Source organism: Streptomyces sp. NPDC048295 (assembly GCF_040652135.1).
In the GTDB taxonomy this organism is placed as follows: Bacteria; Actinomycetota; Actinomycetes; order Streptomycetales; family Streptomycetaceae; genus Streptomyces.
On sequence record NZ_JBEZLL010000003.1, the window covers coordinates 217,995 to 238,286 of the forward strand.

Annotated in this window: 21 protein-coding genes; 14 read left to right on the forward strand and 7 right to left on the reverse strand. The window is 71.3% G+C overall.

The annotated features are described in order from the left end of the window. The first annotated feature begins 135 nt into the window (after nucleotides 1–135). A complete protein-coding gene (recQ, locus tag AB0D53_RS05535) occupies nucleotides 136–2,121 on the forward strand; it encodes a DNA helicase RecQ (RefSeq protein ID WP_362441020.1) in 1,986 nt (661 codons plus the stop codon). A 27-nt stretch (nucleotides 2,122–2,148) separates the two neighbouring features. Here the strand turns inward: recQ and AB0D53_RS05540 are convergent, their stop codons facing one another. The 5 genes from AB0D53_RS05540 to AB0D53_RS05560 form a co-directional block, all read right to left on the reverse strand. After that, complete coding sequence (locus tag AB0D53_RS05540; RefSeq protein WP_362441023.1) at nucleotides 2,149–2,757, reverse strand: Uma2 family endonuclease; 609 nt, start codon at nucleotides 2,755–2,757, stop codon at nucleotides 2,149–2,151. Nucleotides 2,758–2,894: 137 nt separating this feature from the next. After that, the gene (locus AB0D53_RS05545; protein WP_362440523.1) at nucleotides 2,895–3,581 is read right to left on the reverse strand and encodes a GPP34 family phosphoprotein; all 687 of its coding nucleotides are present in this window, start codon (nucleotides 3,579–3,581) and stop codon (nucleotides 2,895–2,897) included. Continuing rightward, a complete protein-coding gene (fahA, locus tag AB0D53_RS05550; RefSeq protein ID WP_362440526.1) occupies nucleotides 3,578–4,807 on the reverse strand; it encodes a fumarylacetoacetase in 1,230 nt (409 codons plus the stop codon). Before fahA ends, AB0D53_RS05545 begins: the two co-directional genes overlap by 4 nt. Nucleotides 4,808–4,947: 140 nt before the next feature. Further along, nucleotides 4,948–6,942, reverse strand: coding sequence for a CocE/NonD family hydrolase (locus tag AB0D53_RS05555; RefSeq protein ID WP_362440529.1), 1,995 nt, complete (start codon nucleotides 6,940–6,942; stop codon nucleotides 4,948–4,950). Between the two features lie 9 nt (nucleotides 6,943–6,951). Beyond that, complete coding sequence (locus tag AB0D53_RS05560; RefSeq protein WP_362440532.1) at nucleotides 6,952–8,451, reverse strand: peptide MFS transporter; 1,500 nt, start codon at nucleotides 8,449–8,451, stop codon at nucleotides 6,952–6,954. Between the two features lie 156 nt (nucleotides 8,452–8,607). On the opposite strand from AB0D53_RS05560, the gene AB0D53_RS05565 reads away from it, so the two are divergent. The 6 genes from AB0D53_RS05565 (at nucleotide 8,608) to AB0D53_RS05590 (ending at nucleotide 14,361) form a co-directional block, all read left to right on the forward strand. Then, complete coding sequence (locus AB0D53_RS05565) at nucleotides 8,608–9,618, forward strand: polyprenyl synthetase family protein (protein ID WP_362440535.1); 1,011 nt, start codon at nucleotides 8,608–8,610, stop codon at nucleotides 9,616–9,618. A 217-nt stretch (nucleotides 9,619–9,835) separates the two neighbouring features. Next, nucleotides 9,836–11,086 carry a DUF2092 domain-containing protein gene (locus tag AB0D53_RS05570; protein ID WP_362440538.1) on the forward strand — a complete coding sequence of 417 codons (1,251 nt, stop codon included), beginning with the start codon at nucleotides 9,836–9,838 and terminating at the stop codon, nucleotides 11,084–11,086. Between the two features lie 121 nt (nucleotides 11,087–11,207). Beyond that, nucleotides 11,208–12,191 (forward strand): ABC transporter ATP-binding protein, encoded by a 984-nt coding sequence (locus AB0D53_RS05575; RefSeq protein WP_362440541.1) that lies wholly within the window; start codon nucleotides 11,208–11,210, stop codon nucleotides 12,189–12,191. Continuing rightward, a complete protein-coding gene (locus AB0D53_RS05580) occupies nucleotides 12,178–13,062 on the forward strand; it encodes an ABC transporter permease (RefSeq protein ID WP_362440544.1) in 885 nt (294 codons plus the stop codon). The genes AB0D53_RS05575 and AB0D53_RS05580 overlap by 14 nt, the downstream gene beginning before the upstream one ends. 217 nt (nucleotides 13,063–13,279) lie before the next feature. Further along, nucleotides 13,280–13,873, forward strand: a complete 594-nt coding sequence (locus AB0D53_RS05585) for a TetR/AcrR family transcriptional regulator (RefSeq protein WP_362440547.1) — start codon at nucleotides 13,280–13,282, stop codon at nucleotides 13,871–13,873. Nucleotides 13,874–13,905: 32 nt separating this feature from the next. Further along, nucleotides 13,906–14,361 (forward strand): hypothetical protein, encoded by a 456-nt coding sequence (locus AB0D53_RS05590; protein WP_362440550.1) that lies wholly within the window; start codon nucleotides 13,906–13,908, stop codon nucleotides 14,359–14,361. Between the two features lie 186 nt (nucleotides 14,362–14,547). Here the strand turns inward: AB0D53_RS05590 and AB0D53_RS05595 are convergent, their stop codons facing one another. After that, entirely contained in the window at nucleotides 14,548–15,372 is an 825-nt protein-coding gene (locus AB0D53_RS05595; protein ID WP_362440553.1) for an HAD family hydrolase, read from the reverse strand. A gap of 304 nt (nucleotides 15,373–15,676) precedes the next feature. On the opposite strand from AB0D53_RS05595, the gene AB0D53_RS05600 reads away from it, so the two are divergent. From AB0D53_RS05600 to AB0D53_RS05630, 7 genes are all read left to right on the forward strand, one after another. Beyond that, the gene (locus tag AB0D53_RS05600) at nucleotides 15,677–16,585 is read left to right on the forward strand and encodes a nitroreductase/quinone reductase family protein (protein ID WP_362440556.1); all 909 of its coding nucleotides are present in this window, start codon (nucleotides 15,677–15,679) and stop codon (nucleotides 16,583–16,585) included. 86 nt (nucleotides 16,586–16,671) lie between these two features. Next, complete coding sequence (locus tag AB0D53_RS05605) at nucleotides 16,672–16,962, forward strand: hypothetical protein (RefSeq protein WP_362440559.1); 291 nt, start codon at nucleotides 16,672–16,674, stop codon at nucleotides 16,960–16,962. 140 nt (nucleotides 16,963–17,102) lie between these two features. Next, nucleotides 17,103–17,768 (forward strand): class I SAM-dependent methyltransferase, encoded by a 666-nt coding sequence (locus AB0D53_RS05610; RefSeq protein WP_362440562.1) that lies wholly within the window; start codon nucleotides 17,103–17,105, stop codon nucleotides 17,766–17,768. Further along, the gene (locus AB0D53_RS05615; RefSeq protein ID WP_362440565.1) at nucleotides 17,765–18,061 is read left to right on the forward strand and encodes a sulfurtransferase TusA family protein; all 297 of its coding nucleotides are present in this window, start codon (nucleotides 17,765–17,767) and stop codon (nucleotides 18,059–18,061) included. Before AB0D53_RS05610 ends, AB0D53_RS05615 begins: the two co-directional genes overlap by 4 nt. A 149-nt stretch (nucleotides 18,062–18,210) precedes the next feature. Beyond that, nucleotides 18,211–18,600: a VOC family protein gene (locus AB0D53_RS05620; RefSeq protein WP_362441026.1), complete on the forward strand. Its 390-nt coding sequence runs from the start codon at nucleotides 18,211–18,213 to the stop codon at nucleotides 18,598–18,600. 131 nt (nucleotides 18,601–18,731) lie between these two features. Further along, the gene (locus tag AB0D53_RS05625) at nucleotides 18,732–19,295 is read left to right on the forward strand and encodes an RICIN domain-containing protein (protein ID WP_362440568.1); all 564 of its coding nucleotides are present in this window, start codon (nucleotides 18,732–18,734) and stop codon (nucleotides 19,293–19,295) included. Nucleotides 19,296–19,515: 220 nt separating this feature from the next. Further along, the gene (locus tag AB0D53_RS05630; RefSeq protein ID WP_362440571.1) at nucleotides 19,516–19,827 is read left to right on the forward strand and encodes a hypothetical protein; all 312 of its coding nucleotides are present in this window, start codon (nucleotides 19,516–19,518) and stop codon (nucleotides 19,825–19,827) included. Between the two features lies 1 nt (nucleotide 19,828). Here AB0D53_RS05630 and AB0D53_RS05635 read toward each other — a convergent pair whose 3' ends face one another. Continuing rightward, nucleotides 19,829–20,278 carry a VOC family protein gene (locus AB0D53_RS05635; RefSeq protein ID WP_362440574.1) on the reverse strand — a complete coding sequence of 150 codons (450 nt, stop codon included), beginning with the start codon at nucleotides 20,276–20,278 and terminating at the stop codon, nucleotides 19,829–19,831. Nucleotides 20,279–20,292: the final 14 nt, after the last annotated feature.

Sequence of the window (20,292 nt, forward strand, 5' to 3'; positions counted from 1 at the left end):
CGGACGGGCTTGAGAAGTCAAGCCCGTCCGGCGTTGTCGTACGCGGCGCCTATCGTGGCAGGGGACGGCGGCAGCACGGACGGAAAAAGCGGGACGGACCCGGGGGAAAGAGCGATGGGCACGACGGGCGGGACCATGGATGTGACCGAGAGCGACGCACGGCGGACGCTGCACAAGGTGTTCGGGTACGAGGCCTTCCGCGGCGAGCAGGAAGCGATCGTCGACCATGTGGTGGCCGGCGGCGACGCCGTCGTGCTCATGCCGACCGGTGGCGGCAAGTCCCTCTGCTACCAGATCCCGGCCCTCGTCAGAGCGGGTACGGGCATCGTCATCTCCCCCTTGATCGCCCTCATGCAGGACCAGGTGGACGCGCTGCGGGCGCTCGGGGTCCGGGCCGGCTTCGTCAACTCCACACAGGACTTCGACGAGCGCCGCTCGATGGAGGCCCAGTTCCTCGCCGGTGAGCTCGACCTGCTCTACCTGGCCCCGGAGCGGCTCCGGCTGGACTCCACGCTCTCGCTGCTCTCGCGCGGGGAGATCTCCGTCTTCGCGATCGACGAGGCGCACTGCGTGGCCCAGTGGGGTCACGACTTCCGCCCGGACTATCTGGCCCTCTCCGTCCTCGGCGAGCGCTGGCCCGACGTACCGCGCATCGCCCTGACGGCGACCGCGACGGACGCCACGCACCAGGAGATCACCCAGCGTCTGGGCATGCCCGACGCCAAGCACTTCGTCGCCAGCTTCGACCGGCCCAACATCCAGTACCGGATCGTGCCGAAGGCCGACCCGAAGAAGCAGCTGCTCTCCTTCCTCAAGGACGAGCACGCCGGGGACGCAGGCATCGTCTACTGCCTCTCGCGCAACTCGACGGAGAAGACCGCCGAGTACCTCTGCCGCAACGGCATCGAGGCCGTCCCGTACCACGCGGGGCTCGACGCGGGCACGCGTGCCGTCCACCAGTCCCGGTTCCTGCGCGAGGAGGGGCTGGTCGTCGTCGCGACCATCGCCTTCGGCATGGGCATCGACAAGCCCGACGTCCGCTTCGTCGCCCACCTCGACCTGCCGAAATCCGTCGAGGGCTACTACCAGGAGACCGGCCGCGCCGGCCGTGACGGACAGCCGTCCACGGCCTGGATGGCGTACGGCCTCCAGGACGTCGTCCAGCAGCGCAAGCTCATCCAGGGCGGCGAGGGCGACGAGGCCTTCCGTCGCCGGGCGGCCTCCCACCTGGACTCGATGCTGGCCCTGTGCGAGACGGTCCGCTGCCGCCGCGCCCAGCTGCTGACGTACTTCGGCCAGGAGCCCACCACCGCGGACTGCGGCAACTGCGACACCTGCCTCACCCCGCCCGAGAGCTGGGACGGCACGGTGGCCGCGCAGAAGCTGCTGTCGACCGTGGTGCGGCTCAAGCGGGAGCGCGGGCAGAAGTTCGGCGCGGGCCAGATCATCGACATCCTGCTCGGCCGCAGGACCGCGAAGGTCATCCAGTTCGACCACGACCAGCTCTCGGTCTTCGGTATCGGCGAGGAGCTGTCCGAGGCCGAATGGCGCGGCGTCGTACGGCAGTTGCTCGCCCAGGGGCTGCTCGCCGTCGAGGGTGAGTACGGCACGCTGGTGCTCACGGAGGAGAGCGGCTCGGTGCTCGGACGGCAGCGCGAGGTGCTGCTGCGCAAGGAGGCGCCGAAGCCCGCGTCGCGCTCCGCGAAGGCCGAACGCAAGCCGAAGTCGCAGGCGGCCGCCGCCGAGCTGGCCCCCGAGGCCGTCCCGGTCTTCGAGGCGCTGCGGGCCTGGCGGGGTGCCCAGGCGAAGGAGCAGGGCGTCCCGGCGTACGTCATCTTCCACGACGCGACTCTGCGCGAGATCGCCGCGGTGCGACCGGACTCGGTGTCCGCGCTGAGCGGGATCAGCGGCCTGGGCGAGAAGAAGCTGGCGACGTACGGGGAAGGGGTGCTGGAGGTGGTCGCGACGTTCGGGGACGCCTCTGCGGAGCCCGTCCCGGCAGGCGAAGCCGCACCGGCCCCGGCTCGCGAAGCCGCCCCCGCACCGGCCCCGGCGACTCCAGCGGCCCCCGAGGCCGACCCCGAGTTCGGCTGGGACGAGGAGCCGCCCGAGTACGAGTGAGGAGCACCGACCGGGCGGCGGGCGGACCTACTGGGAGTCCGCTGCCCGGCGGCGCGCGGTGATCGCGGTGAGGTCGAGATCGACGGGGAAGGGGACGGAGACCTTCATCCGGTCGTGGAAGATCCCGGTGGAGGTGTAGGCCCCGGTCGACGGCTCCAGCTCGAAGACGTACACCACCACCCTGTCGTCGTGGTTCTCCACCCGCCAGTAGTGCGGGATCTTCGCCCGCGCGTACTTCACGGGCTTGGTCTCCCGGTCCCGGGTCAGGGACTCGTCGGAGACGACCTCGATGGCCAGCTGTACGGACTCGGCGGGGAAGCGGGTCTGCCGAAGACCTTCGACCACGTCCGCCCGCACAACGACCACATCGGGTTCGGGCCGGTTCTGCAAGTCGACATCGATGGTGAATTCGCGAAACACTTCCAAGTCGCTTGGCGCGAGCGATTGCAACTGCCACTTGAGATAGTCGATTGCGCGCTCGTGGAATACCGTCTGCGGACTCACGAAAACAAGACTCCCGTCGATCAGCTCCGTGTGCGGAGGCAGATTCGGGAGTGTGTCCAGGTCATCGGCGGTCCAGCCGCCCACGGGCGGAACCGCCCACCGCGGCTCGGGGGCCTCGGGTTCGACGCTCATCAGTGCTCCCATGACGCAGAGTCTCGTGGGACTTTCCAGCGTATCCGCCAGGAACGGGACACGGCTCCCCCGAACGTGTGAACGCCCCGAGCACCGCTGACCAGCGGTCCCGGGGTGCCCCGGGACCGTCCGCCCCGTCAGTCGCCGCCGGAGCTGCTGCTGCCGCCGCCGAAGCTCCTCCCGCTGTTCCGCTTCGCCCGGTCCTGGCGGACGTTCCGGTACACCGCGTGTGCGGTCCACTCCTCGTCGACCAGGCCGTGCATCGCCCAACGGTCCCGCAGGCCGCCCCGGGCCACCGCGCCCGACAGGCCGACCGCCGAGACCAGGGCGGCCAGGGTCCGGCCGCGCGGATCCGGGAAGCCGGCGGCCTCGGCGGCCGCGAAGCGGTCGCGGACGGCGAGCGAGAGGCCCGGGTCCACCGGCGGGTGCCGGTGGTACGGCAGCAGACCGAGGAAGCGGTGGGTCTCCCTGCGCAGGACGGAGCGGCGCACCAGGTGTTCCAGGCAGAGTTCCTGGACGTGCCGGCCGGTCTGCCGGATCCACCGCCGGGTGTCGACGCCTCCCGCGAGCCCGCCCGTGCCCGGGTCCGACAGGCTTCCCAGGACCTGGGCGAGCAGCGGGTCCGGGGGAGCGAGCGGGCTCACCACTCGTATCCTGCCGCGCTGTCCGGTGACCCGGCCCTGGAGCTCCAGTTCCCTCAGGACCGCGCCCGCCGTCCCGTACTCCAGGGATCGGCCGGAGCAGTACGGGCTGCCGCGCCGCGGGTCCAGCGCGAGCAGCAGCAGTTCCTCGGGGAGCGTGAGCTCCGGGGCGGGCGGGATCATGAAGCGGGCACGATCCGTCCGGTGACCTCGCCGAGGCCGACCCGGGTGCCGTCCGGGCCCGGGGCCCAGGCGGTCATCGTCACCGTGTCGCCGTCCTCCAGGAAGGCGCGCTTGCCGTCCGGGAGGTCCAGCGGGTCGCGACCGTTCCAGGTCAGCTCCAGGAGGGAGCCGCGCTGGCCGGGTTCGGCGCCGCTGACCGTGCCGGAGCCGTACAGATCGCCGGTGCGCAGCGACGCGCCGTTCACCGTCATCTGGGCCAGCATCTGGGCCGCCGTCCAGTACATCGTGGCGAACGGCGGCTCGGCGACCACCTGGCCGTTGATCGCGACGGAGATCCGCAGGTCGAGGCCGCCGGCCTCCTCCTCGCCGGCGTCCTCCAGATAGGGGAGGAGCGGGAAGTCGCGGGCCGGGGGAGCGATGCGGGCCGACTCCAGGGCCTCCAGCGGGGTCACCCAGGCCGATACGGAGGTGGCGAAGGACTTGCCGAGGAACGGGCCGAGCGGGACGTACTCCCAGGCCTGGATGTCCCGCGCCGACCAGTCGTTGAGCAGGCAGAGCCCGAAGACGTGGTCGCGGAAGCCGCCGAGCGGGACCGGGCGGCCCTGCTCGGAGCCCACGCCGACGACGAAGCCGACCTCGGCCTCGATGTCCAGCTTGACGGAGGGGCCGAAGACCGGGGCCGCGTCGGTGGGCGCCTTGCGCTGGCCGGACGGGCGCACCACGTCCGTGCCCGAGACGACGACGGTGCCGGACCGGCCGTGGTAACCGATCGGGAGGTGCTTCCAGTTGGGCGTCAGCGCCTCGGCGTTCGGCCGGAAGATCTGTCCGACGTTGGTGGCGTGGTTCTCGCTCGCGTAGAAGTCGACGTAGTCCGCGACCGCGTACGGCAGATGGAGCGTCACGGAGCCGACCGGGTGCAGCAGCGGTTCGATGTCGGCCCGGTGCGCCGGGACCGTCACCCATGCGGTCAGCGCGCGCCGGACGTCGCGCCACGCGGTGCGGCCCGCCGAGAGCAGCGCGGTCAGGTCCGGCTGCGCGAGGAGCTGCGCGTAGGGGGAGCCGAGGGCGTGCGCCGCGGCTCCGGCGTCCAGTACGTGGTTGCCGATGCGGACGCCGACCCGGCGGTCCTCGGGGTGGTCGGGGGTGGAGAACACTCCGTAGGGAAGGTTGTGCGGACCGAAGGGGTCGCCCTCGGCCAGATCGAGCGGGCTGCTCTGCTCGGGCATGTGTTGCTGCCTCGCTTTCCAGGTCGCTTGGGGGACACGTTACGTCGATGCCACCCGCTCGCGGGAGTGCCCCAACCGCCCCTGATGCCCGGAAAGTTCCGCCGTGCCCCGGGTGTGCGGGGCACGGCGGTGGGTTCCGTTCAGCCCGCCGTGCGCGGGATCCGCTTCTCCCAGGTGCGGTGGAAGACGACCTCGCCGCCCTCCTTGCAGACCACCTCGTTGGAGGTGATGAAGTCGCTGTCGTCCGCACCGATCTCGGAGCGCGTCTCGATCCGTACGTCCCACGCGAGCTCGGGGCGGTGCAGCCGGATCGCCCAGTCGGAGCGGGTACGCGCGGAGAGCGGGTCGTTCTCCTGGATCGTGTACGTCTCCAGGGCGTCCTCGGTGAACTCCAGGCCGTCCGGGTAGACCCGGGTGCCGCCGTAGCGCGGGTCGACCTCCAGCCGCCATTCGCCCTTGGCGACATCGCGGACCACCAGCCGCTCCGGGCGTTGTTCGTCGAGGGTCACCGGGTACACGACGCCGAGCGGCTCCGACTGCTCCGGCTCCTCGAAGCGGATCGCGGGCTCCTCGACGGGCCGGCGCACCGGCAGTTCGACGAGGCTGCCGTCGGCGTCCAGGACGAAGCCCACCGACCCGGCCTGCGGCCAGATCCACGGCCAGTACGAGGAGGAGACCGCGAGCCTGATCCGGTGGCCGGGCGGGAAGGTGTGCCCGATGCCGTTCAGCTCGAAGGTCACGTCCTCGGTGCTGCCCACCGGCCAGTCGTCCGCGCGGTCGCGGCCGCCCCGGGCGGAGAGGTTGAGCGCGCCCCGGGTGACCAGCGTCGAGGAGCCGTCCGGCGCGACGTCGCAGAGCCGGGCGATCGCCTGGCCGCGCGGCACGTCCATCCGGATCCGCAGTTTCACCCGGGGGCGGCCGAGGATCTCGATCGGGGCGTCCTCGACCGGGAATTCGAAGCAGACCGACTTGGCGTCCTCGTCGCGCTGGTCGGGCGGCAGGTCGGCGTCGTTGCCGAACGGGAAGAACCGCCCGGCGTCCAGCCCCGTCTGCTGCGGCGAGTCGACGATCTGCGGGCCGCCCCCGAGGGCGTACGCGACCGGCTCGATGTTCGGGGACGGCCAGCTGTGCTCGCCGGCCCAGCGGCCGGGCAGCGTCTCGTACACCGTGGCGGGGCGGTGCGACTCGCTGATCCAGGACCGCAGCAGCGGCTCGGACATGGCGCCGGTGTCCTTGTCCTTCAGGTGCTGGTCCCACCAGCGCAGCGTCTCCTGGAGGAAGCCGATCGACGGCCCCGGCGGCAGCCCGCGGTCCGGGTACTGGTGCGACCACGGCCCGATCAGCCCGCGGACCCGGTCCGCCGGCAGGTGCTCGACGAGCCGCAGGACGGTGTCGCGGTACGGGTCGTGCCAGCCGCCCACCGCGAGGACCTTCGCCCGGATCGCGGAGTAGTCCTCGCAGACGCTGCCGTGCTTCCAGTAGTCGTCGCGGGTCTGGTGCGCCAGCCAGGTGTGGATGAAGGGGTCGACGGCCTCCAGCCGCTTCAGCCACATGTCCTTCCAGCCGTCGCCGACCTGCGCCGGGTCCGGCGGCCGGGAGACGAAGGCCAGCATGGTCGCCGCCCAGGCATGCATGTCGACGGCGAGGACCGAGCCGCCCATGTAGTGGACGTCGTTGTCGTAGCGGTCGTCGGTCGAGCAGACGGTGACGATCGCCTTCAGCGGCTCGGGGGCCAGCGCGGCGATCTGGAGCGAGTTGAAGCCGCCCCAGGAGATGCCGAACATGCCGACCCGGCCGGAGCACCACGGCTGCTCGGCCAGCCAGTGGATGACGGCGACGCCGTCGGCCAGCTCCGTCGCGTCGTACTCGTCGCCCGGCAGCCCCTCGCTGTTGCCGTGTCCGCGTACGTCGACCCGGACGGAGGCGTAGCCGTGGCCCGCGTACCAGGGGTGGCGCTGCCAGTCCCGCGGCGCCGTCCAGTCGCTCAGCCGGTAGGGCAGGTATTCGAGCAGCGCGGGCACCGGTTCGTCGGTGACGGGCCGCCAGATCCGGGCGTAGAGCCGGGTGCCGTCCGGCAGCGGGATGCGGACGTCCTCATGGGTGGTCTCGTACGGGAATGTGGTGCGGATGTGCATGGTGGTACCTCAGTGGACGGGGTGCATGGTGCGCTTGAGCCAGGGTGCGGCGGCGATCACGGCCACACCGGCCACCACCGCGATCGCGCCATTGACACCGAAGTAGGCGGGGTTGGAGACCTCGCCGTACAGCTTCACGACCTGTGCCTGGATGCCGTTGGCGAGGGCCAGCGAGAGGAACCAGAGCGCCATCGTCTGGCTGGCGAACGCCTTGGGGGCGAGCTTGGTGGTCGCGGACATGCCGGAGGTCTCCAGCAGGATGTCGCCGAGGCCGAGCAGCAGGTACGAGCCGACGATCCACCAGGCGGCCATCTTGTAGGTGTCGCCGGAGTGCCCGGAGGTCGGCAGCACCATCAGCAGGAAGGACAGCCCGCCGAGGATCACCCCGATCGCGATCTTGTTGGAGGCGTGCGGCTGACGCGGCCCCATCCGGGCCCAGACGGCGGCGACCACCGGGGCGAGCGCGACCTCGAAGGCACCCAGCGCGGAGGCGTACCAGCTCGCCGGGAAGTGGAAGCCGAAGATCTCGGTGCGGGCGTTGGTCGACGCGAGCAGCATCATCGTCGAGTACGCCTGGAACAGGATGAAGTTGAAGACCACGGAGGCCAGGAACAGCACCACGTACGGGCGCAGCCTGCCGCGTTCCTCCGGGGTGACCCGGGGGCTGCGGAACATCACCACGAAGTAGACGACCGGGGCGATCACCGAGATCAGGGTGAGCAGGTCGACGAAGCGGTTCATGGTCAGCCAGCCGGCCAGGGCGAGCGCGGTGGCGACCGCGGCGACCACGACGGCACCGGCCACGATCAGCCGAACGGCGCGGCGCATGGGTGCCGGTGCCAGCGCGAATTCGGCGCTGTGCTTTCGCCCGGCCAGGTGACGCCGGCCGAGCACGTACTGGATCAGACCGAGGGTCATGCCGAAGGCAGCGGCCGAGAAACCCCAGTGCCAGCTCGCGTGGTCCCCGAGCCAGCCGGTGACCAGCGGGCCGAGGAACGCCCCGATGTTGATGCCCATGTAGTAGAGCGCGAAGCCGGCGTCGCGGCGTTCGTCGGTGGTGCGGTAGAGCTTGCCGACCATGGTCGCCACATTGGGCTTGAGCAGGCCGGTCCCGGCGCTGATCAGACCGAGGCCGACCCAGGTCATGGTGTCGGTGGGCACCGCCATGGCGTAATGCCCGCAGGCGATGAGGATTCCGCCGTACAGGACGGCGCGGTACGAGCCGAGGATCCGGTCGGCGAGCCAGCCGCCGGCGACGGAGACAAGATAGACGAGGGTGCCGTAAGCGGCCGAGACCGATGCCGCGGTACCCGCTTCCATGCCCATGCCGCCGCGGGCGACCGTGTCCGCGAAGTAGAGGACCAGGATCGCCTGCATGCCCAGGAACGAGAAGCGTTCCCAGACCTCCAGGCCGGACAGGGTCATCAGCCCTCGTGGCTGGCCGAAAAAAGCATGGTCGTCTTCGGGCGGCGGCTGACTCGGTTCGGTGTCGGTGGCCGTGTGGGACAAAGGGAGAACTCCTGATCGTATGAGCTGATCCCGAACATACCGGCGGTGGCGGGAAGGCGCCCACGTTGATCCAAAGGGGACCGGATACGCTGACTTGAGTGATGACAGCGACACATCGACATTCCGTGTGATCGTCAGCAGACAGGAGATCCCCTCGTGACCGTCGTCGGGCCGTTCGGGCTGAGCGTGCGGGACCAGGCACTTGAGGCCGATGTCCAGGCCGGGTTGGCTGCTGTCGAGTCCGGGCTGCTCGATGCCACCAAGAGCGGCGTGCCCTTCATCACGGAGGCCGCGCAGCATCTCGTGCGCGCCGGGGGCAAGCGTTTCCGGCCGCTGCTGGCGATGCTGGCCGCCCGGTTCGGCGACCCGGACGCGCCGGGCGTGGTGCCCGCGGCCGTCGTCGTCGAACTGACGCACCTCGCGACGCTCTACCACGACGACGTGATGGACGAGGCGGACGTGCGCCGCGGCGTGGACAGCGCCAACAGCCGCTGGGGCAACTCGGTGGCCGTGCTGACCGGCGACTTCCTCTTCGCCCGCGCCTCGCACATACTGGCCGACCTCGGTCCGGAGGCCGTTCGCATCCAGGCGGAGGCGTTCGAGCGGCTGGTGACCGGCCAGATCCTGGAGACCGCGGGGCCGGGCGACGGCCGCGACCCGGTCGAGCACTACCTCGAAGTGATGCGCGGCAAGACCGGCTCGCTGATCGCGGTGGCCTGCCGGTTCGGCGCGATGATGGCCGGCGCGGACGAGTCGGCGGTGGACATCCTCACCCAGTACGGGGAACGGCTCGGCGTCGCCTTCCAGCTCGCCGACGACGTGCTCGACATCGCGTCCGACTCCCACGAGTCCGGCAAGACCCCGGGCACCGATCTGCGCGAGGGCATCCCCACGCTCCCCGTGCTCCACCTGCGGGCGCAGGCGGAGGCCGAAGGGAAGCCGGACGACCTGGAGCTCGTCGAGCTGCTCGACGGCGACCTCAGCGACGACGCCCGGCACGCCGAGGCGCTGCGCAGGCTGCGCGCCCACCCGGCGCTGGAGCAGGCCAGGCGGGACACCGTGCGGTACGCGGAGGAGGCGCGCGCCACGCTGACGCCGCTGCCCGAGGGCTACGCGAAGGCCGCGCTGCGGGAGTTGTGCGACGCGGTGGTGCACCGCGCGGGCTGAGCCTTCCCCGTGGCATCCCCTACTGGACGGGGGCGCGAACGCCGTGCGATGTCATACCGAAGAGGTACGCGGAGTTGATCCCGGGGGCTGACGCCTCCGTGCCCCCGGTTTGGTCAGATGGAGAACAACCACTCCTGACCGAACCGGGTGAGAATGGCGGCACGGAGTGGACGAGTGCAACCGGACGGAAGCCGCCGACCACGGAGGTAGGGCACACATGGCACCGAACGACAGCGCAGGGACCGACGGCGGGACCAGGGGCACCGCCGCGGGCCGCCGCAAGGCGGCGCGCTACATCGTCCCGGTCGCGGTTGCGGGAGTCGCGGCCGCGACGATCGGGCTCGTCCCGGCGCTCGCGAGCTCCGGCGACCCCGATCTGCCGAAGATCAGCGCACAGCAGCTCATAGAGAAGATCGCCGCCTCGGACACCGAGCAGCTCTCCGGCACGGTGAAGATCAGCACGGACTTCGGCCTCCCGTCGCTCGGCGGTCTGGCCGAGTCCTTCGCCCAGGGCGGCGCGGGCGGCAAGGGCGGTTCGAGCGCCGACCCGCAGGAACGGATGACGGAGCTGGCCTCCGGCACGCACACCCTCCGGGTGGCGGCCGACGGCCCCGACAAGCAGCGGCTGTCGATCCTGGACAACGCGTCCGAGTACAGCCTGATCCGCAACGGCGATCAGGTCTGGGCGTACGACAGCAAGTCCGACCAGGCCTACCACGCCACCGAGGACCGGGCCGGCAAGGACGCCGGGAAGAAGTCCGGGCACACCGTTCCCGAGGGCGTGCCCACCACCCCGAAGGCCCTTGCCGAGCAGGTGCTGAAGGCCGCCGGTCCCACCACGTCGGTGACGGTCGAAGGCACCGCGCAGGTCGCCGGACGCGACGCGTACAAGCTGGTCGTCAAGCCGAAGCAGAGCGGCTCCACGATCGGTTCGGTCACGGTCGCGGTCGACGCGGAGAACGGCGTGCCGCTGAAGTTCACGCTGCTCGCGAGCAGCGGCGGCAAGGCCGTCGTCGACGCCGGCTTCACCAAGGTCGACTTCTCGAAGCCGGACGCCTCCTCGTTCACGTTCACCCCGCCCAAGGGCACCGAGGTGACCGAGGCCGACGACGCGAAGGCGCAGCACAAGAACGACAAGGGCCTCGACGGCCTGATCCCGGGCGCCGGGGAGCTGGGCGCCGGGGGCCGGGACGGCAAGGACACCAAGGTCATCGGCGAGGGCTGGAACGCCATCGCCGAGATCACGACCCCGGGCGGCACCGGCCTCCCCTCGAAGGGATCGGGCGACGTCCCGGCCGAGGCCCAGCAGTTCCTGGACGCGCTGGGCGACAAGGTCACCGGCACGTTCGGCTCGGGCACGGTCTTCAAGACCCGCTTGGTCAACGCCCTGATGACGGACGACGGCAAGGTGTACGTCGGCGCGGTCACCAAGGACGCGCTGGTCCGGGCGGCGAACAACGCCTCCTGAGCCGGGGCGCGCCGCGCTTCCCGCACCGCTCACCCGCCCCGCCGTACGCTCCGTACGGCGGGGCGGTCCGCCCTGGGGCCGGTCCGGCGGACAGGCCCTGGCCGACCCATGGGGAGTACGCATGACAGAGTCCGGGACCGTCGTCGAACCGGCGCCGGTCACCGAGCCGGGAGCCGTGATCGAGACCCGGGGCCTCACCAAGCGCTACCGCGGCGGCCAGCTCGCCGTCGACGGCCTCGACCTCAGTGTCCCCGCCGGCAGCGTCTTCGGCTTCCTCGGCCCCAACGGCTCGGGCAAGACCACCACCATCCGCATGCTGATGGGCCTGATCGAGGCGACCTCCGGCACCGCGCGGCTGCTGGGTCACACCATGCCGGGCTCCGCCCGCACCGTGCTCCCGCAGGTCGGCGCGCTGATCGAGGGGCCCGCGCTGTACGGCTTCCTGAGCGGCCGGGACAATCTGGTGCGGTACGACTCCGCCGACCCCACCGCCGATCCGCGCACCCGCCGGGCCCGGGTGGGGCAGGCCCTGGACCGGGTCGGGCTGGCCGCGGCGGCCGGGAAGAAGGCCAGGGCGTACTCGCTCGGCATGAAGCAGCGTCTGGGCCTCGCCGCCGCCCTGCTCCAGCCGCGCCGCCTGCTCGTCCTCGACGAGCCGACCAACGGCCTGGACCCGCAGGGCATGCGGGAGATCCGCACCCTGGTCAGGGAACTGGCGGCGGACGGCACCACCGTCTTCCTCTCCTCGCACCTCCTCGACGAGATCGAGCAGGTCTGCACGCACGCCGCGGTGATGGCCAGGGGCCGGCTGATGACCCAGGGCCCGGTCGCGGAACTGGCCGCGGGCGCCCGCGGACGGCTGGCGGTCACCACCCCCGACCCGGGAGAGGCCGCCCGGGTCCTCAAGGAGCTCGGCGTCACCGGGATCGCGGTCGACGGCGACCGGGTGAGCGCCGAGGCCCCGCCGGGCGACGTGGAGCTCGCCGACCTCAGCGCCGCGCTGGTGCACGCCGGCGTACGACTGAGGTCCTTCGGCGTCCAGCGGGCCTCGCTGGAGGACGCCTTCGTCGCACTCACCGGGGAGGGTTTCGATGTCGCAGGCTGAAACCGCGGTCACCGGGGCGGGCCGGGCGCCGAGCCCGCTGTGGACCTTCGGGATCCTCCGCTCCGAACTGACCACCACACTGCGCCGCTGGCGCACCCTCGCGCTGCTCGGGGTGCTGGCCGCCGTGCCCGTGCTGATCGGCATCGCGGTGCGGATCGAGACGGGCGACGGCTCCTCGCCCGGACCGGGCGGCGGGGGAGGCCCGGCGTTCCTCTCCCAGGTCACCAACAACGGCCTCTTCCTGGTCTTCGCCGCCCTCGCCGTGACGCTCCCGGTCTTCCTGCCGATGGCCGTCGGTGTCGTCGCGGGCGACTCGGTCGCGGGCGAGGCCGGCGCGGGAACGCTGCGCTACCTGCTGGTCGCCCCGGCCGGCCGCACCAGGCTGCTGCTGACGAAGTACGCCTCGGTGCTGGTGTTCTGCCTGGTCGCGACCCTGGTCGTGGCGCTCTCCGCGCTCGCCGTGGGCGCCCTGCTCTTCCCCGTCGGCGAGGTCACCACCATCTCGGGGACGCGGATCGGCTTCGGCGAGGGGCTGCTGCGGGCCGGGCTGATCGCGGTGGTGGTCGCGGCATCGCTGATCGGGTTCGCGGCGGTCGGCCTGTTCGTCTCGACCCTCACCAGCAGCGGCATCGCGGCCATGGCCACCACCGTCGGACTGCTGATCACCGTGCAGATCGTCGATGGCATCCCGCAGTTGAGCGCGGTGCACCCGTATCTCTTCCCGCATTACTGGATGTCGTACGCGGATCTGCTGCGCGACCCCGTCTACTGGGACGAAGTGGTCAAGAACCTGGGGCTTCAGGGCTTGTACGCGGTGGTGTTCGGCTCGGCGGCCTGGGCCCGGTTCACGGCGAAGGACATCACCGCCTGACGCACGGGACTCGCCGACGCACGGGGCGCAATGCCCCACTCGCGCCGTCGGCCGGGCGAGCCGTCCCCCGATCGGCTCGTCGCGGCACGAACGGCACGAACGGTGCGAATTGCAGGAACGACACGACACGGCACGTTCCGTTTCCGCCTGCGTATTGTTCGACCTCTGGCGACAGGCTGTCAATAACGCCCGGTTCGAACACGCCTATGCTCACCGAATGATCACATCGCAGAGTTCGCAGCGCCGCAGCGAGAGATCACGGAGAGCGACCCTGGAGGCCGCTCTCGAACTGTGCACGGAGAAGGGGTACGGCCGCGTCACGGTCGAGGCCATCGCGGCCAGAGCGGGCGTCAGCAAGAAGACGATCTACCGCTGGTGGCCGTCGAAGAGTGCGGTGATCCTGGAGGCCTTCACCGACGCGCTGGTCGGCACGACACCGTTCGCCGACACCGGCGACATCGCCGCCGATCTGCGGGCCAATCTCGCGGGCGCGGTGAAGCTTCTCAGCACACCGCCCTTCGGCCCCGCGTACGCCGGGATCCTCTCCGAGATGCACCACGACGACGAACTCGCGCGGACCGTCCGGGCGAAGCTGGTCGACCCCCGCTTCGACGAGGCGGTCACCCGTCTGAGCCGGGCCCAGGAGCAGGGGCAGGTCCCGCCGGACGCCGATCTCCCGCTGGCCGTGGAGATGCTGTACAGCCCCGTCTACTACCGCCATGTCCTGCGCAAGCCGATCCAGGACGAGGAGGAGATCGCGTCACTGGTCGCGCATGTGCTGCGGGCGATCGGTGTGCCGCCGGAGCCGTGAGACCGGGGCGACTGTCAGAGGGGCGTGCGAGCATGCGACGCATGGGAAACCTGTACGACTACTTCGGCGCACCGGACGACGCCACGGCGCTGGCGGCCTTCGGTCAGGGGATCGAGGAGGCCGGCCTCCCGCTGCTCCCGGTCAAGGGGATCGACCCGTACGTGCAGTTGGGCCAGGCCGAGAGCATGCTCACCGGCACGCCGTACGAGGACGTCACCTCGCTCCCGCGCTTCAACCGGCTGCTCAGCTCCCCCGAGGACGAATCCCGCTGGCTGGTCACGCTCACCGACGAGCTGCGGGACGCGCTCGCGGCCGCGAGACCCGGTGGGTTCGCCGCGGTGGCCGCGACCTGGTCGCACATCGAGGAGTTCGGAGGCGATGTCCCACCCGACGAGCTGGCCGACTTCCTGAGCAGGCTGGCGGACCTGGCCGAGCAGGCGCGGGCCCGCCCCGAGCCGCACCGGTTGTACTGCCTGATGTCACTCTGACACTCCGTCGGCTGACACGGACGACCTGGCAGGCATGGACGACCCGGGCGGCACGGACGACCCGGGCGGCACGGACGACCCGGGCGGCACGGACGACCCGGGCGGCACGGACGACCCGGGCGGCACGGACGACCCGGGCGGAACGGGTGACCCGGGCGGCACGGGCCGTTCAGCGGATGCGGGTGTTCAGCCGCTGCGGGTGGCTCGGCCGAACACCCGCTCAAGCACCTCCGCGACCCCGTCGCCCTCGTTCGACGACGTCACCTCGTCCGCCGCGGCCCGCAGCTCGGGATGGGCGTTGGCCATGGCCACGCCGTACCCGGCCGCCCGGAACATCGGCAGGTCGTTGGGCATGTCCCCGAAGGCGATCGCGGAGTCCGCGGCCACGCCGAGGTACTCGGCGGCCAGCGCGAGCCCGGTCCCCTTGTCGACGCCGTACGGCTGGAGTTCGACCGTGCCGGGGCCGGAGTGCGTGACGGTGGCGAGATCGCCGACGGCACCGCGGGCCGCCTCGGCCAGTGCGCCGTCGGTGAGCTCCGGGTGCCGGATGAGCACCTTCACCACGGGCGCGGACCACAACTCGTGCCGGTGCCGGGTCCGTTGGGCGGGCAGCGTGGGATGGGGCATCGCATACCCCGGCTCGATCAGGGTCCGCCCGTCCGCCCCGTCCTGGTCGACGGCTGCGAAGACCGGCCCCACCTGGGCCTCGATCTTGCCGAGCGCGGCGTCGGCGGCCTCCCGGTCCAGGGTGAACGCGTGCACCAGCCGCCCGGACCCGGCGTCGTACAGCTGGGTTCCCTGCCCGCACACCGCCGGCCCCCGGTAGCCCAGCCCGTCGAGCAGCCCGCGTATCCCGGGCACGGGGCGCCCCGTGACGACGAGATGCCGGGCCCCGGCGCGGGCGGCCAGGGCGAGCGCGGCGCGGGTGCGGGGGCTCACGGTGTCGTCGCGGCGCAGCAGGGTGCCGTCCAGGTCGGTGGCGACGAGGGCATATGCGGGTGGGGTGGGCATGGTGCAAGCCTAGGAGTGCCCGGCGTGCGGACGGGCGCGCGTTGACAGGTCCCCGCTGGGATGCGTGTAATGAACCCGGTGTCGCGTGACGCCGGCCAAAGAGCAGTGGGCCGGCCGGTGCTCGGGCGAACACCCTTCACCGAGGGGCCCGTCATGAGTTCATACTCCGCGCCCTGTATCTGACGCACATATCCGACGCAGCGGTGACCGCTGGTCGCACTCTTCCTCTTCCGCATGCCCCGGCACCGTGCACCGTCATGGGCCGTGTGGCGCGCTCGCTCGTTCTCATGGAGACACAGAACGCATGCCCACACCTTTCAACCAGTCCGTCATCGAGGAGTTCCGCGCCCATGGCGGGAAGGTCGGTGGTCCCTTCGAAGGCAGGGACCTGCTCCTGCTGACCACCACCGGCGCGAGGTCGGGGAAGGAGACCACCACACCCCTCGGCTACGTCCGCCACGGCGACGCGCTGCTGGTCGTCGGCTCCAACCTCGGTGCCCCGCACCACCCCGACTGGTACCACAACCTGCTCGCCCGTCCCGTGGTCCACGTGGAGCTCGGCACCCGTACCTTCCAGGCCCTCGCGGTCCCCGCGGAGGGGGCGCGGCGCGAGGAGCTGTTCGCGTACGCCGTCCAGGCGGCGCCCGGTTACGCCGACTACCAGGCACGCACGACCCGGCTCCTCCCGGTCGTGGTGCTGGAGCGTGCCGAGCCCGACGGTTGGGAGCCGGCCCGCGAGATCACCACCCTCGCGGGGAAGGTCATGGAGGTCCACACCTGGCTGCGGGGCCAGTTGCGCCAGGTGAAGGCGGAGGCGGACGCCCACTTCGCCGCACGGGCCGCCCACCGGGGCCCCGGCGCGCCACCCGTTCCGGGCCTCGGGCTCCAGATCAGGCAGCGCTGCCTGGCGTTCTGCCAGTCGCTGGAGTTCCACCACACCAGCGAGGACGAGCACCTGTTCCCCGGCATCGCCCGCTACCACCCGCACCTGACGGACACCTTCGCCCGGCTCGCCGACGAACACCGCGCGGTCGCCCGCATCCAGGGCGAGCTGGTGGCCCTGCTGGCGGACATGGGCAAGGCCGAACCCGAGCGTTTCCGCGCCGAGCTGGACAGGATGTCCACGGAGCTGAACGCCCATCTCGACTACGAGGAGGAGCAGATCCTGCCCCTGCTGGCCGGTGTCCCGTGGCCTCCCGCCCCTGCCAAGTGAGTCACTCTACGCAGCCGTTGACTACACATGGTAGTCATGGCTGTGAGGGTGCATCGGGCGCCCTCGTGACAGCCAGGAGAACCCTCATGCGCCGCGTCCTCACCGCGTTCGGCACCCTCGCCGCCGTGGCAATGCTCTCCGTATCGGTCACCCAGTCGGCCGCCGCCGCCACTGGAGACCTGGTCATCAACGGGAAGGTGCATGTCAACCCCTCCGGATGCTTCGACTCCGACCGCTGGCCGCTCTCCGTCCAGAACAGGACTAATGAAATGGTGCTGATCTTTGATTCGCCGAACTGCTCCGGCCGGGTCATCGCGGTCGTCCCGCCGGGGTCCTCGCAGGTGTCGGAGTTCGGCGCGAGCGTCTTCGTCCGCTGACCTTGCGGATGTTCTTCCTCTCCTGAGCCCCGGCGGTCCTCGTGACCGCCGGGGCTCGGACCATGGGCTCGGACCCGTGCCGGGGTCCTGGCCGGCACGATCTACGCTGATCTGCGGATCCGGCACGGGAGCGAGCAGACATGAGCGACGACGCGCGGCGGCTGGCCGAGGCACAGCGCCGGCACTGGCAGAGCACGTACACCGCCCACCCCGGCATGTACGGCGAGGACCCCTCCGCCCCTGCCGCCCACGCCGCCCGGGTCTTCCGCACGGCCGGGGCGGTCGACGTGCTGGAGATGGGGGCCGGTCACGGCAGGGACGCCCTGTACTTCGCCCGCGAGGGCTTCAACGTCCGGGCGGCCGACTTCAGCCCCGTGGGCCTGGACCAGCTCCGGCGCGCGGCGCGGGCCCAGGGCCTCGACGGGCGGGTGACCACCACGGTCCATGACGTACGCGAGCCGCTGCCGCTGCCGGACGCCTCCGTCGAAGCGGTCTTCGCGCACATGCTGTTGTGCATGGCCCTCTCGACCGAGGAGATCCACGCCCTGGTCGGCGAAGTCGGCCGCGTCCTGAAGCCGGGCGGGACCTTCGTGTACACGGTTCGCCACACCGGCGACGCCCACTACGGCTCCGGCACCGCCCATGGTGACGACATCTACGAACACGGCGGTTTCGCCGTGCACTTCTTCCCCCGCCACCTGGTCGACTCCCTCGCCGACGGCTGGACCCTGGACGAGGTCCACGCGTTCGAGGAGGGCGACCTGCCCCGCCGCCTGTGGCGCATCACCCAGAGCCTCCCGCGGTGAACGCCCACCCGATACCGGCCGCCGGCATCACCGTCGACGGCACCGGACTGCTGTGCGTCACACTCCTGCTGCGCCTGCGCAAGCAGATCGACGCCGCACCGCCCGGAACCCTGGTGCACGTCGTCGCGACCGACCCGGCCGCACCCCTCGACCTGCCGGCCTGGTGCCACATGACCGGTCACGACTACCTCGGACCGGTGCCCGGAGAGCGCCCGGTGTACGCGATCCGGCTGACCGCCGACGCGCACCCCACCCTCCCCGACGCCCCCTGGCGCATCGGACGGACGGACTGACGCAACGCCCCCGGGGCGGCGCGGCATTCGCGGCTCAGCGATAGCTTGGGCGACCCCGTGAACCGAACCCGACCGAACCCGACCGAACGAACCGAAGCGAACCGACCGACCGAACCGCTTCCGAGCGGTTGAAAGGCTGTGCCGTGCGAGTGAGAGTCAAGGACTTCGACCACCTGGTGCTCAACGTGCAGGACGTGGAACGGTCCCTGGAGTTCTACTGCGGACCCCTCGGACTGGAGCCGATCAAGGTCGACGAGTGGCGGGCGGGGACGTTCCCGTTCCCGTCGGTGCGGGTCAGCCAGACGACGATCATCGACCTGCTGGGCCGGCCGCGTCATGAGTCGAACGTCGACCACATCTGCCTGGTCGTCGAGCCGCTGGACTGGCAGGAGGTCATCGACTCCGGCACCTTCACCGTGCTGGAGGGCCCGGTCTCCCGCTCCGGGGCCCGGGGCGAGGCGCAGTCGGTGTACGTCCGGGACCCGGACGGCAACACCGTCGAACTGCGCTGGTATCCGCAGGACGTGGTGGGGGACTGACCGGCCGGCGGGACCACTCGTACCGCCCACCCGGGTGAGCGGTACGGCCGCCCGGATGGAAGCGTCCCGCGCATCTCGTTCCGGTCGTGACCCGCACCCGTGGTGCTCGTTCCCAGGCCATGAAAAAGATCTTGGCAGCCGCTGTGCTCGCCGCCGTGAGCCTCACCGTCGCCGCCCCCACCCACGCCGCCACACCCTCGGCGGCGAAGTCCCAGCACGCGAACTCCGCCCTCGCTCCGGCCACGGGGACGGAGATCCCCGAGGCGAACAGGTACGTGATCCACAACGTGGGTGCCGCCCCGGGGACTGCTCTGGGGATCGGCCCCGTCCCGCTGATCTACCCGCCGATCGACGTCCCCGTGCGGAACCTCTCCGGCGGCTTCGTCGAGCGGTGGGTGGTGACGCCGGTCGGGAACGGCCTGTACACGATCATCGCCGGACAGGGCCGGCCCGCCGAGGAGGGGCGGCCCGGTGACTACGCCCTCGTCGAGCGCGGCGACGCGGTCTTCGTCTCGGCCACGAAGCAGCCCGGCCAGTGGACGATCGAGCCGGCCGGTGGGGGCAGGTGGACCATCGGAGTCCCCAACAGCGACAAGGTCATCACCCTGAACCGGGACGACGAGTTCCCGCCGGTCGTCCTGGCCCCGAGGAACGGCTCGGACGCCCAGCTGTGGGACTCGGCCCTCCTCGACTAGGGGGCTCTCCCGCCCGTGGCACCAGAACGTCGCGGTGAAGCGTGACCGAAGAAGCCCCGCCGTGCTCCTGATCCGGGAGCGTGGCGGGGCTTCTTCATGCCGGGCGAACGGTCTTCCGTGGGGGCGCATACGAGCCGAACGCCTTCCCGCGAGACACCGCCTTGTCCATGGCGACTTCGGCCTCCTGCGAGTAGGCGAGCACGGAGCGCCGGTCACCCTCGTGCTGCGGTGGCTCGGCGGCCAGGCGCTGTGGATCGCGGACCGGCTCGACCCCGATCCGCAACGGTCCTCCTGGGTACGGCCGTTCATGCTGCTGCCGGCCGTCTCCCCGACTGTCGACCGCCCTGCGGAACTCCGTGCCTGGTACGAGGACCGCGAGAGCCAACGCGCCGCCCACGCGCACATCAAGAGTGGCGCCCCGCTCCTCGTCGTCGTCCCGGACCTGGACTGCACGTACACGCTGTCGGTGCGGTCCGTGTTGAGCGAGACGCCGGGCGTACCGCTCAACACACCTCATCCAGAGACCTGTTGACTCACTGCACGCAGAACTCGTTGCCCTCGGGGTCCGTGAGCACCGTCCAGGAGCCGCCCTGTTCCGCCACCTCGCGGAGCACCGTCGCGCCCAGCCCCACCAGCCGCTGCACCTCGGCCTCGCGGCGCTCCGGGCCCGCGTGCACGTCCAGGTGGAGGCGGTTCTTCACCGTCTTGGTCTCCGGGACGCGCTGGAACAGGAGGCGCCGCCCGAGGCCCGCCCCGCTGTCCTTGTCGTACGGGTCGTCGGGGTGCCGGGCCCCCGCGAGGTCGCGCCAGGCGCGGCGGTCGTGTGCGACGAGGGTGATGTCCTCGGATACCGCGCCGAAGCCCAGCAGTCGCTCGATCAGGACGCTGTGGTCCTCGACGAGGTAGCCGAGGGCCTCGCCCCAGAAGGTGGCCTGGGCGTGCGGGTCGGTCGAGTCGATGACGACTTTCCATTCCAGAGTCATGGTAACCGTTTTTA

Coding starts and splice junctions, on each gene's coding strand:
- recQ (WP_362441020.1), top strand. CDS start 136: ATGGATGTGACCGAGAGCGACGCACGGCGGACGCTGCACAAGGTGTTC.
- AB0D53_RS05540 (WP_362441023.1), bottom strand. CDS start 2,757: ATGAGCGTCGAACCCGAGGCCCCCGAGCCGCGGTGGGCGGTTCCGCCC.
- AB0D53_RS05545 (WP_362440523.1), bottom strand. CDS start 3,581: ATGATCCCGCCCGCCCCGGAGCTCACGCTCCCCGAGGAACTGCTGCTG.
- fahA (WP_362440526.1), bottom strand. CDS start 4,807: ATGCCCGAGCAGAGCAGCCCGCTCGATCTGGCCGAGGGCGACCCCTTC.
- AB0D53_RS05555 (WP_362440529.1), bottom strand. CDS start 6,942: ATGCACATCCGCACCACATTCCCGTACGAGACCACCCATGAGGACGTC.
- AB0D53_RS05570 (WP_362440538.1), top strand. CDS start 9,836: ATGGCACCGAACGACAGCGCAGGGACCGACGGCGGGACCAGGGGCACC.
- AB0D53_RS05575 (WP_362440541.1), top strand. CDS start 11,208: ATGACAGAGTCCGGGACCGTCGTCGAACCGGCGCCGGTCACCGAGCCG.
- AB0D53_RS05580 (WP_362440544.1), top strand. CDS start 12,178: ATGTCGCAGGCTGAAACCGCGGTCACCGGGGCGGGCCGGGCGCCGAGC.
- AB0D53_RS05585 (WP_362440547.1), top strand. CDS start 13,280: ATGATCACATCGCAGAGTTCGCAGCGCCGCAGCGAGAGATCACGGAGA.
- AB0D53_RS05590 (WP_362440550.1), top strand. CDS start 13,906: ATGCGACGCATGGGAAACCTGTACGACTACTTCGGCGCACCGGACGAC.
- AB0D53_RS05595 (WP_362440553.1), bottom strand. CDS start 15,372: ATGCCCACCCCACCCGCATATGCCCTCGTCGCCACCGACCTGGACGGC.
- AB0D53_RS05600 (WP_362440556.1), top strand. CDS start 15,677: ATGCCCACACCTTTCAACCAGTCCGTCATCGAGGAGTTCCGCGCCCAT.
- AB0D53_RS05605 (WP_362440559.1), top strand. CDS start 16,672: ATGCGCCGCGTCCTCACCGCGTTCGGCACCCTCGCCGCCGTGGCAATG.
- AB0D53_RS05610 (WP_362440562.1), top strand. CDS start 17,103: ATGAGCGACGACGCGCGGCGGCTGGCCGAGGCACAGCGCCGGCACTGG.
- AB0D53_RS05635 (WP_362440574.1), bottom strand. CDS start 20,278: ATGACTCTGGAATGGAAAGTCGTCATCGACTCGACCGACCCGCACGCC.